Source organism: Methylobacterium sp. 88A (assembly GCF_000376345.1).
GTDB lineage: Bacteria > Pseudomonadota > Alphaproteobacteria > Rhizobiales > Beijerinckiaceae > Methylobacterium > Methylobacterium bullatum.
Genome location: NZ_AQVT01000001.1, coordinates 1,978,533 through 1,991,802, shown reverse-complemented (window position 1 = coordinate 1,991,802; position 13,270 = coordinate 1,978,533). Strand labels below are relative to the sequence as shown.

Here is a 13,270-nt window from a genome sequence, read left to right as displayed (position 1 = left end):
GGCTCATGGGCGACAACATGTCCGACGATCTCAAATCCGGAGCCCTCGTCTACCACCGCCTACCCCGGCCCGGAAAGCTCGAGATCCAGGCGACGAAGCCGTTGGGGAACCAGCGCGATCTGGCGCTGGCCTATTCCCCCGGCGTCGCCGCGGCCTGCATGGCGATCTACGACGACCCGCAGGAGGCCGCCACACTCACCATCCGCCAGAACCTCGTGGCGGTGCTCACCAACGGCACCGCCGTGCTCGGTCTCGGCAATATCGGCCCCCTCGCCTCGAAGCCGGTGATGGAGGGCAAGGCGGTCCTGTTCAAGAAGTTCGCCGGGATCGACGTGTTCGACATCGAGGTGGACCAGAACGACGTCGGCAAGCTGGTGGACGTGGTCTGCTCCCTGGAGCCGACCTTCGGCGGCATCAATCTCGAGGACATCAAGGCACCCGAGTGCTTCGAGGTCGAGGAGCAGTGCCGGGCACGGATGAACATCCCGGTCTTCCACGATGACCAGCACGGCACCGCGATCATCGTGGCGGCGGCCGTCCTCAACGCCCTGGAATTCGCCGGCAAGCAGCTCTCCGACGTCCGCATCGTCACCTCGGGCGCGGGCGCCGCGGCGCTCGCCTGCCTCAACCTGCTGGTGTCGCTCGGCGCCAGGGTCGAGAACATCACCGTCACCGACATCAAGGGCGTGGTCTACAAGGGCCGCGCCGAACTGATGGACCGCTGGAAGGACGTGTACGCCAAGGAGACCGAGGCCCGGACATTGGCCGAGGTCATTCCGGGCGCCGACGTGTTCATCGGTCTCTCGGCCGGCGGCGTGCTGAAGCCGGAATACCTGGAGAAGATGGCCGAGAAGCCGCTGATCATGGCGCTCGCCAACCCCTATCCGGAGATCATGCCGGATCTGGCGCAGGCGAAGCGCCCCGACGCGATGATCTGTACCGGGCGCTCGGATTTCCCGAACCAGGTCAACAACGTCCTGTGCTTCCCCTACATCTTCCGCGGTGCCCTCGATGTCGGCGCCACCTCGATCAACGAGGAGATGAAGAAGGCCGCCGTGAAGGCGATCGCCGCGCTGGCCCGCGAGACTCCGTCCGACGTGGTCGCCCGCGCTTATGGCGGCGAGGCCCGGCCCTTCGGCCCGCATTCGCTGATTCCGAGCCCTTTCGATCCGCGCCTGATCCTGCGGATCGCCCCCGCCGTGGCGCAGGCCGCGATGGATTCGGGCGTCGCCGGCCGGCCGCTGGAGAACATCCAGGCCTACGCCGACAGTCTCGACCGCTTCGTCCATCGCTCCGGTTTCATCATGAAGCCGATCTTCACAAAGGCGAAGGAGAATCCCAAGCGCGTCCTCTACGCGGAGGGTGAGGACGAGCGCGTGCTGCGCGCCGCCCAGGCCATCGTCGAGGATCATGTGGCCCGACCCATCCTGGTGGGGCGCCCGCGGGTGATCGAGACCCGGATCAAGCGCTTCGGCCTGTCGATCCGGCAGGGCACCGATTTCGACCTGATCGATCCCGAGGACGATCCGCGCTACCGCGACTATGTCGCGACCTATCTCGAAGTCGCCGGCCGTCGCGGGATCACGCCGGATGCCGCGCGGACTCTGGTGCGCACCAACAACACGGTGATCGGCGCCATCGCCGTGCGCCGGGGCGAGGCGGACGCACTGATCTGCGGCCTGGAGGGCCGGTTCGAGACTCGCCTGCGGGTGATCCGCGACGTGATCGGCCTCGCGCCGGGCGTGCTCGATTTCGCCGCCATGAGCCTCATCGTCACCAAGGAGGGCGCCTACTTCCTCGCCGACACCCATGTCCGGCCCGATCCCAGCGCCGAGGAGATCGCCGACGTGGCGGTGGCCTGCGCCGGCCACGTAGCGCGCTTCGGCCTCACTCCGAAGATCGCCCTCCTCAGCCATTCGGATTTCGGCCAGTCCGATTCCCGCTCGGCCCAGAAGATGCGCGCGGCGCTGGGGCTGATCCAGGGCCGCCGGCCGGATCTCCAGGTGGATGGCGAGATGCAGGCCGATACCGCCCTGTCCGGCCTGATCCGCGACCGGGTGCTGCCGGGCTCGCCCCTCAAGGGCTCTGCCAACGTCCTGATCTTTCCCAATCTCGACGCGGCCAACATCGCCTTCCAGTTCTCCAAGGTCCTGGCCGACGCCCTGCCCGTGGGGCCGCTGCTGATCGGCCCGGCCCGGCCCGCCCACATCCTGTCGCCGTCGGTGACGGCGCGCGGCATCGTCAACGTCACCGCCGCGGCGGTGGTGGAGGCGCAGGCGGGCGCCGTCGAGCCGACGATCGCGTCGGTCGAGCCGGGTCTGACGCCCCTCTCCGAATAGGAAGAACAGGCGGGACGTCGCTCGTCCTCCGCGGCCGATGCCATGAAAAAGGCCCCCGATTCTTCGGGGGCCTTTTTCGTTCGTGTGCCCGGAAGCGGTGGGATCGGACAAGGCGGTCGCCGTAGGCGGACCGAGTCACGGCGCCGAATCGGCCGCCGAGGTGAGCAGGTAGACGATGACCAGGGTGGTGACGGCCCAGGAGACGAGGCCATGACAACCGCTGGTGTGGCCAGCGGCTTGCCCGAGAGGCGCCAGGCGAGGAGCCCGCCGGCGAGCGAGGCGACGATGCCGGAGACGACCCACCACAGGCCGGCGCCGGGGGACAGACTGGCGGCGGTCGGGGTGTCGTTGCCGGCGGGATCCAGGGTCGACAAGCCGATGCCGAGGCCGATCATGTTGAGGATCATCTGCGCCACGAGGGCCGCCACGGCGCCGGCGAAGATCGCGCCCCAGGAGACCTGATTGTACAGGGCCGGGCGGGCGTCGAGGTCCGGTGGCGTTGCGACGACAGGCTTCAGAGTGGGGGATTGAGCCAAGGAAGGAGATCCTGAAAACAGATGTGAAGGATGAGGATCACGCGCAAGGACACCGTCGCCCCGGCAGAATTTTGCGGGGAGCGTGAAGTCGTTCGTGTCTTCGATATCCAGGGACGCGTTCCAGCTTCCCCGACACGCTCGGGGAGGCTGGAAATCAGCGCCGGTCCACGTGCATCGTCGGGGAATGTTCGCTCCGCCCGACGGAAATCCATCCGCCCATCATCCCGTCGGTCCTCGCCTACCGGCGAGCGGATCGTGTCGGGATTTCCCTTGAGCTCCGGCGCGTGAAAACTGGCCACTGGATTGCATACAGGATTCGGATCAAGGGCCGGTCGGGAGATTCCAATGTGCCGTGGTGACGATCCGAACTGCACCCATTTCGCCGAGCATCGCCGCCGTTTCCTCGGCGACCTCGCGCCCGAGCGGCGGGCCTTCCTCAAGAGCGGCTTCGTCGCCACCGGGGGCGCGGCGGCGATGGCGGCCGGCGGCCTGTCCCTCGTCGGCCCCGCGCTGGCGCAGACGAGCGCCAAGGGCATCCGGCAGACGGCGCATTATCATCTGCCGGCCACAGCCGAGACCGTCCATTGGGGCTATTTCTCGAAACTGCTGAAGCCCCAGGTCGAGATCGCGTCCGGCGACTACGTCACCATCGAGACCCTGACCCACCACGCCAACGACGATGCCGAGCGCATGGTGACGGGCGATCCCGGCGCCGAGAGCGTGTTCCTCTGGACCAAGGACAAGAAGGGCGTCGCCCGCCGCGGCGCCGGGCCGGAGACCGGCCCCCTCGGACCGGGCGGGGGGCTCGGCGTCCACATCTGTACCGGCCCGGTGGCGATCCGCGGCGCGGAGCCCGGCGACGTGCTGGAGGTGCGCATCCTCGATGTGGCGCCCCGCCCCTGCGCCAACCCCGCCTTCAAGGGCCGCAGCTTCGGCAGCAACGCCGCCGCCTGGTGGGGCTACCACTACAAGGACATGATCACCGGCGACCGGGCGCGCGAGGTCATCACCATCTACGAAGTCGATGCGAGCGGCGCCCGCGACTGGGCGAAGGCGGTGTACAATTTCCGCTGGCCGGGGGTCACCGATCCGTTCGGCGTGGCGCATCCCACCATCGATTACCCGGGCATCCCCGTCGACCACACCAAGACGCAGCGCAATTTCGACGTGCTCAAGGGGGTGCGCGTGCCGATCCGCCCGCATTTCGGCACCATGGGCCTCGCGCCCAAGGAGGCCGACATGGTGAACTCGATTCCTCCGAGTTACACCGGCGGCAACATCGACAACTGGCGCATCGGCAAGGGCGCGACGATGTACTATCCCGTCGCGGTGCCGGGCGCCCTGTTCTCGGTGGGCGATCCGCATGCCAGCCAGGGCGATTCCGAACTCTGCGGCACCGCCATCGAGTGCTCGCTCACCGGCACCTTCCAGTTCGTCCTGCACAAGAAGGCGGATCTCGCCGGCACGGCGCTGGAGACCCTCGATTTCCCGATGATCGAGACGTCCGAGGATTGGGTGCTCTCGGGCTTCAGCTACCCGAACTACCTCGCCGATCTCGGCCCCGACGCGCAGAACGAGATCTTCTCCAAATCCTCCATCGACCTCGCCATGCGCGATGCTTTCCGCAAGATGCGGTCCTTCCTGATGCAGGCGAAGGGGCTGACGGAGGACGAGGCGATCTCGCTGATGTCCATCGCCGTCGATTTCGGCATCACCCAGGTGGTGGACGGCAATTGGGGCGTCCACGCCATCGTCAAGAAAGCGATCTTCGCGGACAGGCCGGCGTGACGCGCCGCGTCGTCGATCAGCCGATGAGGTGCCGTCGCAGCATGAAGAGATAGAAGATCTCGGCGGCGATCAGGATGGCTCCGACCGTCGCCATGTTTCGGGCGACAGCGGACCCGTCGTCGCCGGAGCCATGGCTGACGGCCACTGTCGCCATGACGATCAGGCCGATCGCCGGGATGAATCCGAGCGCGATCCATGTGGGCGCGTACCATGTCGGCTGCCCGTTCAGGCCCCATTGCATCGGAAGCCGGTCGAGATCGCCCACCCAAGAGCCCGCAAGGGCCGACAGGCATGAGAGAATGACGAAGGTCAGGACGGCGAAGACGTAGACGGTCGGCATCGACAATCCTCCGAACGGCCGAGGCTATGACCCCGCGACGCTATCAGGCGGTATCGATCCGCCCTTCCAGACCGAGCACGCGGCCGAGGCCGCGGACCCGGTTGAGGAGGCGATCGCCCGGCAGCGCGGCCAGATACGCAGGCAGGGTCAGGGTCACCCGTCGATCCGCGACGAGGAGGGGCATGCGCCACAGCGCTCCCTCCATCCCCGCCGAGATCGGGAAGGCGACACGCAGGAGGGCGCCGAGGAGGCGGGCCCGTTCGAACAGGCGCGGCCCGGCGAGACTGCGCAGCATCGGGCTGGCCTTGTCCGCCGCAACGCCCTCGTGGCGGAAATAGACCGCCAGGGCGAGATAGGCCCGTCCGGGGTGGTCGATCCCGACGAAGGCGGCATGCGTGATGACGTTGATGCTCTGTTCGCCCCGGTAATCGGGATGCGCGCGCCAGCCGATATCCGAGAGGAGACAGGCGGCGTGCCGCAGGCGGCGCTCGTCGGCCGTCTCCGGCCCGTCGAGGGTGGCGACGAACCGGTCGGTCCAGGCGATGAGGTCGCTGCCATGGCCCGGCGAGCGGGCGCGGAGGCGGTTCAGTTCCGCCGCCGCCGCGAGGAGCGGGTCGGTGAGGCGGGTGTCGCGGTCGAGCTGCTCGTAGAGCAGCCCCTCGCGCACGCCGGAGGCCGAGATGGCGAGCTCGCGGGGGCGGCCGACGCGGATGATCTCCTCCAGCACCACGGCGCCGTAGGCGAGGAGGGGCCGGCGCGCCTCCGAGACGGCCTCCACGTCCTGCAGCAGGGCGGCGTCGGTGCGCTCCACCACTTCGAGGAAGCTGAGTTCGTCGGAAGGCTCGATGCTGTAGCCGTGCATGACGTGGAGCGGGTAGCCCCGCGCGGCCTGATGCAGGCGGGCGAGCGCCCGCCAGGTGCCGCCCACCGCGTAGAAGCTGCGCCCGCGCAGGGTCTCCAACTGGGGGGCTGCCTTCGCGAGGTTCTCGCGGGCGATCTTGAGGGCCTTCTTCACCGACCCGCCGGAGAGATCCTGGAGGGCGAGACCGCCGAGCGGCATCGTCACCCCCTGCCCCACCGTGGCGCCGCGCACGTCCACCAGTTCGAGGGAGCCGCCGCCGAGATCGCCGACGACCCCATCCGGCGTATGGAAACCGGAGATCACACCGAGGGCGGAGAGCTCCGCTTCCCGCCGCCCCGACAGGAGCTCGATCCGGTGGCCGCAGGCGGCCTCCGCCGCGGCGAGGAATTCCGGGCCGTTCTGCGCGTCGCGCGCGGCGGCCGTGGCCAGCACGAAGACGCGGCCGACGCGCATGGTCTCGCAGAGGATGCGGAAGCGCGCCAGCGCGCTGAGGGCGCGCCGAACCGCCTCCTCGTTGAGCCGGCCCGTGCTGAAGACGTTACGGCCGAGGCCACACAGGACCTTCTCGTTGTAGAGCGGCGTCGGCGCGCGGTTCAGGCCGTCATAGGCCACGAGACGCACGGAATTCGAGCCGATGTCGATGATCGCTACCGGTTCCACGCGATCTTGCACGCCGGGATCCCCCTGAGTCGTGAAGCCCGTACCTGTCATGCCGTCACGAGGAAGTCCCACGACCAGCTCCTGCCGGTATCGTCCGCTCAAGGACGCTGGGCTCTACGGCTCAGCGCGCGCGGACTCGACTTCTTCGAGGACTTGCCCCGGCCGGACAGGCTCGGGTTCGTCATGAAGTACTTGTGCGCGTTGAACGGCTCCTCGCCCTCGGAGGGCTGGACACGTTCACTCGCGCCAGACGCCAGTACACGCCAGCTCTGCTGGTTGTCGAGGAGATTGGCGAGCATGATCTGGTCCAGCACCTGCTGATGCACGGTTTGGTTAGTGATCGGCAACAGCGCCTCCACGCGCCGTTCGAGGTTGCGGGTCATCAGGTCGGCCGACGAGATCGACACCGTCGCCTTCGGGTGCGGCAGGCCGAACCCGTTGCCGAAGGCGTAGATCCGCTCGTGTTCGAGGAAGCGCCCGACGATGGATTTCACCCGGATCGTATCCGACAGGCCGGGAATGCCCGGCCTGAGGCAGCAGATGCCGCGCACGATGCAGTCGATCTGCACCCCGGCCCGGGACGCGTCGTAGAGCGCGTCGATGATCTGCCCGTCCACCAGAGAGTTGCACTTGATCCAGATCGCCGCCGGCCGCCCGGCTTTGGCATGGGCCACTTCCGCCGCGATGTTTTCCAGGAGCCGGGGCTTGAGGGTCAGCGGCGAGACCGCCATTCGCTCGAGTTCGGCCGGTTCGGCATAGCCGGTGATGTAGTTGAACATGCGACTGACGTCGCGGGCCACCGCCGGGTCGGCGGTGAAGAACGACAGGTCGGTGTACACCCGCGCCGTGATCGGGTGATAGTTGCCGGTGCCCACATGGCAGTAGCTCACGAGCTTGTCGCCCTCGCGCCGCACCACCATCGACAGCTTGGCGTGGGTCTTCAGCTCGATGAAGCCGAACACCACCTGCGCGCCGGCCTTCTCCAGGTCGCGGGCCCAGCGGATATTGGCCTCCTCGTCGAAGCGCGCCTTCAGCTCCACCAGCGCCGTCACGGACTTGCCGAGTTCGGCGGCTTCCGCCAGCGCCGCCACGATCGGCGAGTTCGAGGAGGTGCGGTAGAGCGTCTGCTTGATCGCGACCACGTTGGGGTCGCGGGCGGCCTGGGCCAGGAACTGCACCACCGCGTCGAAGGATTCGTAGGGGTGGTGGACGATGAAGTCCTTCTGCCGGATGGCGGCGAAGACGTCGCCGCCGCTCTCGCGGATGCGCTCGGGGAAGCGAGGGTTGTACGACTTGAACTTCAGGTCCGGCCGGTCGATCCCGACGATCTGCGACAATTCGTTGAGGGCGAGCATGCCCTCGACCACGAAGATCGCGTCGTAGCCGATCTCGAGTTCGTCGGCGACGAAGGCGCGCAGATCCTCCGGCATTCCCGCCTCGACTTCGAGCCTGATGACGACGCCGCGGCGGCGCTGCTTCAGGGCGCTCTCGAAATGCAGGACGAGGTCTTCGGCCTCCTCCTCGATCTCGAGGTCGGAATCGCGGATCACCCGGAACGCACCCTGCCCTTTCACGAAGTAGCCCGGGAACAGGCGGCCGGTGAACAGGACGATGACCTGCTCGATGGCGATGAAGCGGGCGGTGGAATCCCCCGCGACCTCCGGCAGGCGCACGAAGCGGTCGAGGACGGCGGGCAGCCGGATCAGGGCGCGCAGGGTCCGCCCGTCGCGCGGGCGCACCATCATCAGGGCGATGCTGGAGCCGAGGTTCGACAGGAACGGAAACGGATGGGCCGGGTCGATGGCGAGCGGCGTCAGCACCGGGAAGACGTGGCTGAGGAAGTACTCCTCGAGCCAGGCCTTGTGATCGGGGGTGAGGTTGCCGGGCTCCACGAGGTCGACGCCGACACCGTGGAGGTCGTCACGCAATTCGCGCCAGCGCCGCTGCTGGTCGAGGGCGAGGCGGGAGACTTCGGAACCGATGCGGGTGAGCTGCTCGGACGGGCTGAGCCCGTCCTGCGACGGCTGGATCAGGCCGGCGCGGACCTGGTCGTGCAGGCCCGCCACGCGGACCATGAAGAACTCGTCGAGGTTGTTGGCCGAGATCGAGAGGAAGCGCAGCTGCTCCAGCAGCGGATGGCTGGCGTTGGAGGCCTCTTCCAGCACCCGGCGGTTGAACTGCAGCCAGGACAGCTCCCGGTTCACGAAGCGCTCGGGCGAATGGCGCAGGGCGCGGCCGGCGGCGAGCACGGTCTCCCGCGCCACGGGTTCGACTGTCGCTCGTTCTGTCGCCGTGTCGGCCATGATCGTCTCCGCCAGAATCGAGCCCGATTCCGTCTGTGCCTTGGGGGCCTCGTCGAACGAAGCCGATTCTGCCGGGAGAGGCGCTCCGGGGCCGGGCTTCGTCGTCCGTGTCCGGACGGTGGCGGGGCGAACCGGACCGGCCTCCGCCGGCCGGCGCCGGGCGGCGGGGCGTTTGGGCGCCAGGGATTCGGGTGCCGCGGAGCCGCGGCCGTCGTCGCCGGAGCGGGGTTCGTCTGGCGAGGCGTCGGCCGCTGGAGCGATCTTCCGCTCCTCGACAGCCGTTCCCTCCGTATCCGATCCCTTGATGTCCGACTCCTTGGCGATCGCGTCCGAATCCACTTCCGGCAACGGGTCTTCTCCTCACTCTGCTCGAACGAACGGCCTCGTAGCATGCGGCCGGGCCGTCGCGTCTGACAATTCCATGACAATCGGGATGGGCGGGCGATCAAGCCGGCGCGTCGTCCTCGTCGGTCTCGTCGTCCGGCACTCCCAGATCGGCCAGGACAGACATGGCCAGCGGCCTCGTGATGCGGCGGCCGCGCCTCAGGGCGTCGCGGTCGAGTTCGGCCACCACGGCCCTGGCTCTGGCGAGGGAGCGGTCGATCCGCAGGGCGATGGCCTCGACGACGCTGAGATCGACCACGAGCTGGCGGTCGACGAAGAGCTTGACCAGCACCGCCCGCATCAGCGCGTCGTCGGGGGGAAGGATGGTGGCGCCCGGTGCCAGCCTCAGGCGCGAGCGCAGATCGGCGGTGACGAGGCCGAGCGCCTCCACCGGTGCGGCCGCCGTGATGAGGACGGGGCTGCCGTTCTCGCGGGCGAGGTTGAGGAGGTGGAACAGGGCCGCTTCCTCGCGGCCCTCGGGGCGGTCTATATCTTCGATGACCAGGGCGCCGTTGGAAACGAGATGCGTGACCGAATCGGCGGTGACCTCGGAGGCCGGGACGGTCCAGGCATGGGAGCGCGTTGCCCAGATCGAGGCGAGGTGGCTCTTGCCGCTGCCCGATGGCCCGGTGATGAGGCAGACCGTATCGGGCCAGCGCGGCCAGGCCTCGATCAGCCCGTAGGCCGCCTCGTTGGCCGGCCCCACCAGGAAGTCCTCGCGGCCGTAGCGCGGGTCGAGGGGCAGGTCGAAGGCGAGCTGCTTCGGGGGCGCGGCCTCGCGCATCGGCGATCTCATCCCTCGCGCTTCTGAATCAGGATCGGTTCCTCGGCATAGTAGAGCGGACTCTGGAGATAACGCGAGATCGCGAAGCGCACGATGACGCCGATGGAGGCCGCGACGGGGACGGCCAGCAGCAGGCCGAGGAACCCGAACAGCGAGCCGAAGGCCAGGAGCGCGAACATCAGCCAGACCGGGTGCAGGCCGACCGAGTCACCGACGAGCTTGGGCGAGATGACGTTGCCCTCGAAAAACTGGCCCACCACGAACACGGCGACGGTCAGTCCGATATGGAGCCAGTCGGAGGTCGGCCAGAACTGGACCAGGGCGACGCCCACCGAGAGCAGGAACCCGACGAGGGTGCCGACATAGGGGATGAAGGTGAGGAAACCCGCGATCATCCCGATCAGCACGCCGAAATTCACGCCCACGAAGAACAGGCCGACGGCATAGAACGTCCCCAGGATGAGGCAGACCAGGGTCTGCCCCCGCACGAAGCCGATGATCGCCCGGTCGATCTCGCCGGCCAGACGCCGCACGGTGGTGCGGTGGCGCGGAGGGGTCCAGCCGTCGACGGTGGCGACCATCCGGTCCCAGTCGACGAGGAGGTAGAAGGCCACGACGGGGGTCACGACGAGGAGCGAGGCGATGGAAACCAGCGCCTGGCTGCCCGACCACAGCGATTTGAGGAACGCCAGGAACCACGTGCCGCCCTGCCCCACCAGGGCTCCGACGGAGGATTGCAGGTCGTTGAGAACGTCCGCTCCGCCGACCCGTGTGAGGATCGGCCCGACCCGCTCGACGATGATGCCCTGAAGCCGTGACACCATGCCGGGGAACGTCGTCACAAGCGCCGAGATCTGATTGGCCGCCAGGGGCACCACGATCAGCAGGATCACCACGAGCCCGACGACGAACATGGCGAGGATGAGGAGCGAGGCGGAGAGCCGCCCGAGACCCCAGCGCTGGAGCCTGTCGGCCATGGGGTCGAGGAGATAGGCGAGCGCCAGCCCTGCCACGAAGGGCAGCATCACGCCCGAAAGCAGATAGAGCAGAAGCGCGACGACGCCGAGGCCCACCAGTCCGATTACCGCCCTGCCGCGCATCGGCCCTCCTCCGTCTCGCCCGTCGCCCGCGCACAAGAGTGGGAAGGCGGTGCGGCGCGGTCAAGGCTCGCCCGCGGAGGCCCGGCCCGCGACCGGGGGCGGGCTTGGATGACTTTCATCGGCACGAGAGCGGATTTTTAACAAGATAGACTGCATTATTCCCGTTACGACGGGGGATAAAATGAGTCTATCGCGAAAGTTTGCTGTTTTAATCGCAGCTATGCTGGTATCCAGCTTGCTCCTGGCTGGGTCCATCATCCTTTATGGACGGGCTGTCGACCAGGTGAGCGCGGCCTACGCGACCCGCCAGCAATCGATCCTCCTCGCCGACGAGATCCGGCAGAGTTCGGACGACCTCACCCGGCTCGGCCGCACCTACGTCGTCACCGGCCAAGCGTCGTACAAGCAGCAATATTTGGACATCCTCGACATCCGCTCCGGCCGCAAGCCGCGCCCGGAGGAGTATCATCGCATCTACTGGGATTTCGTCGCGGCCGGCGTGGCGAAGCCGCGCCCCGACGGCGAGACCGTGTCGGTGCACGACCTGATGAAGCGTCTCGGCTTCAGCCGGCAGGAAACCGACATGCTGGCGGAATCCGTCCGGAATTCGGACGGGCTGGTTCATCTCGAGGTTGAGGCGATGAATCTCGTCGAGGGCAAGGACAAGGATGGCCAGCCCCTGGCACAACCGAACCCCGCCCGAGACCGCGATCGGGCGATCGGGCTCGTCCATTCGGAGGCCTATCACGGTTTCAAGGCGCAGATCATGAAGCCGCTCGACGCGTTCTACGGGCTGATGCAGTCCCGCACCGACGCGGCCGTCGCTGCAGACGAAGCCCAGGCACACTTCTACTTCGCCGTCGTCATCGGCACGCTGGTCGCCACCGTCGCCACCTTCCTGGCCCTCGGCTGGTTCGCCCACGAGGCGCTGGTCCGCGGCTACGGCGCGGTCGGCCTGGCCATGGGCCGGATCGCCGAGGGCGATTACGCCGCCGCGGTGCCCTGCCTGGACCGCCGGGACGAGGTCGGCAGCCTCGCCCGGGGCCTCGAAGCGTTCAAGGCCAACCTCGCCCGGGACGTGGCGGAGCGTCATGCCGGGGAAACCCGACAGCGCGAGATCGCGCGCCGGGCTCAGACCGAGACGCTGGCGCAGGCCTTCGAGGCGGCTTTCGGCGGCATCGTCCGCGCCGTGGCGACCTCCGTGGACGAGTTGCAGGACACCGCGCAGGCGATGTCGCAGATGGCCGGCGACACCGCCGACCGTTCCGGCGCGGTGATCCGTGCCGCGGAGGAGGCCTCGGCCAACGTCGCCGCCGTGGCGGCGGCGGCGGAGCAACTCAGTGCCTCGGTGTCGGAGGTCGGCCGTCAGGTCGACAGTTCGGCGGCGCTGACGCAGGCGAGCGCGACGGAGGCCGGGCGCACCGCCGGGCTTGTCCAGGATCTGAGCCGGGCGGCGACCCGTGTCGGCGACGTGGTGGCGATGATCAACGGCATCGCCAGCCAGACCAACCTGCTCGCCCTCAACGCCACCATCGAGGCCGCGCGTGCCGGCGAAGCGGGACGCGGCTTCGCGGTGGTGGCGGCCGAGGTCAAGGAACTCGCCACCCAGACCGCCAGGGCCACCGACGAGATCGCCTCCCAGATCGGCGACATCCAGTCGGTCACCCGGGAGGCGGTCACGGCGATCGGCGCCATCGCCGGGCGCATCGACGACCTGAGCGGGATCTCGGGCGCGATCGCGGCCGCGGTGGAGGAACAGGGGGCAGCGACCCGGGAGATCGTTCGCAATATCCACCAGACCGCCGATGGCACCGGTCAGGTCACGTCTCATATCGGCGGCGTCGCCGACGCGGCGCAGAGGGCCGGCGGAGCGGCCGAGAGGGTGCTTTCCGTCGCCTCCTCGGTCTCGCACGATGCCGACCATCTCGATGCCGAAGTCACCCGTTTTCTGGCGCAGCTTCGCGCCGCCTGAGGACGATGCTCCGATCCGCGCAAGGCGTCGCCTGTCCGGTTCATCGAAGCGGGCGCGGGGATCGGCGAGCCCGGTGCGGCCCTCGTCGAACGGTTGAGGCGATCGAAATCTGCTTCCGCGCCCGGCACCGGGTGCCGAACTCGTCAGCGACGACTCGCCGAGACCGCCGCGACCCGTTAGAGCAGCCGGGACAGGACGTTGA

Annotated in this window: 8 protein-coding genes and 1 pseudogene; 3 read left to right on the top strand and 6 right to left on the bottom strand. The window is 68.4% G+C overall.

Translation table 11 applies throughout. From position 1 onward, the window contains the following. The first annotated feature begins 5 nt into the window (after positions 1–5). Positions 6–2,339, top strand: a complete 2,334-nt coding sequence (locus A3OM_RS0109435; protein WP_018043505.1) for an NADP-dependent malic enzyme — start codon at positions 6–8, stop codon at positions 2,337–2,339. A gap of 150 nt (positions 2,340–2,489) precedes the next feature. Here A3OM_RS0109435 and A3OM_RS26320 read toward each other — a convergent pair. Then, a pseudogene (locus tag A3OM_RS26320) lies at positions 2,490–2,857 on the bottom strand (PhnA-like protein); the annotation flags it as partial. Between the two features lie 363 nt (positions 2,858–3,220). Between A3OM_RS26320 and A3OM_RS0109425 the strand changes: the two are divergent. Next, positions 3,221–4,663, top strand: coding sequence for an acetamidase/formamidase family protein (locus A3OM_RS0109425; RefSeq protein ID WP_018043503.1), 1,443 nt, complete (start codon positions 3,221–3,223; stop codon positions 4,661–4,663). A 16-nt stretch (positions 4,664–4,679) separates the two neighbouring features. Here the strand turns inward: A3OM_RS0109425 and A3OM_RS23740 are convergent, their stop codons facing one another. The 5 genes from A3OM_RS23740 to A3OM_RS0109400 form a co-directional block, all read right to left on the bottom strand. Then, entirely contained in the window at positions 4,680–5,003 is a 324-nt protein-coding gene (locus A3OM_RS23740; protein ID WP_018043502.1) for a hypothetical protein, read from the bottom strand. A gap of 43 nt (positions 5,004–5,046) precedes the next feature. Next, positions 5,047–6,537, bottom strand: coding sequence for an exopolyphosphatase (gene ppx / locus A3OM_RS0109415; RefSeq protein WP_026175877.1), 1,491 nt, complete (start codon positions 6,535–6,537; stop codon positions 5,047–5,049). A gap of 86 nt (positions 6,538–6,623) precedes the next feature. Continuing rightward, complete coding sequence (locus A3OM_RS0109410; RefSeq protein WP_081612736.1) at positions 6,624–8,828, bottom strand: RNA degradosome polyphosphate kinase; 2,205 nt, start codon at positions 8,826–8,828, stop codon at positions 6,624–6,626. A gap of 445 nt (positions 8,829–9,273) precedes the next feature. Next, positions 9,274–9,996, bottom strand: a complete 723-nt coding sequence (locus A3OM_RS0109405; protein ID WP_018043499.1) for a DnaA/Hda family protein — start codon at positions 9,994–9,996, stop codon at positions 9,274–9,276. A gap of 8 nt (positions 9,997–10,004) precedes the next feature. Beyond that, a complete protein-coding gene (locus A3OM_RS0109400; RefSeq protein ID WP_018043498.1) occupies positions 10,005–11,096 on the bottom strand; it encodes an AI-2E family transporter in 1,092 nt (363 codons plus the stop codon). 283 nt (positions 11,097–11,379) lie between these two features. Between A3OM_RS0109400 and A3OM_RS26560 the strand changes: the two genes are divergently transcribed. Next, positions 11,380–13,068: a HAMP domain-containing methyl-accepting chemotaxis protein gene (locus A3OM_RS26560; RefSeq protein WP_280790496.1), complete on the top strand. Its 1,689-nt coding sequence runs from the start codon at positions 11,380–11,382 to the stop codon at positions 13,066–13,068. Positions 13,069–13,270: the final 202 nt, after the last annotated feature.

Excerpts from the sequence above, each read along its gene's own strand:
- A3OM_RS0109435 (WP_018043505.1), top strand. The coding sequence starts at position 6 with ATGGGCGACAACATGTCCGACGATCTCAAATCCGGAGCCCTCGTCTAC.
- A3OM_RS0109425 (WP_018043503.1), top strand. The coding sequence starts at position 3,221 with ATGTGCCGTGGTGACGATCCGAACTGCACCCATTTCGCCGAGCATCGC.
- A3OM_RS23740 (WP_018043502.1), bottom strand. The coding sequence starts at position 5,003 with ATGCCGACCGTCTACGTCTTCGCCGTCCTGACCTTCGTCATTCTCTCA.
- A3OM_RS0109410 (WP_081612736.1), bottom strand. The coding sequence starts at position 8,828 with ATGGCCGACACGGCGACAGAACGAGCGACAGTCGAACCCGTGGCGCGG.
- A3OM_RS0109405 (WP_018043499.1), bottom strand. The coding sequence starts at position 9,996 with ATGCGCGAGGCCGCGCCCCCGAAGCAGCTCGCCTTCGACCTGCCCCTC.
- A3OM_RS0109400 (WP_018043498.1), bottom strand. The coding sequence starts at position 11,096 with ATGCGCGGCAGGGCGGTAATCGGACTGGTGGGCCTCGGCGTCGTCGCG.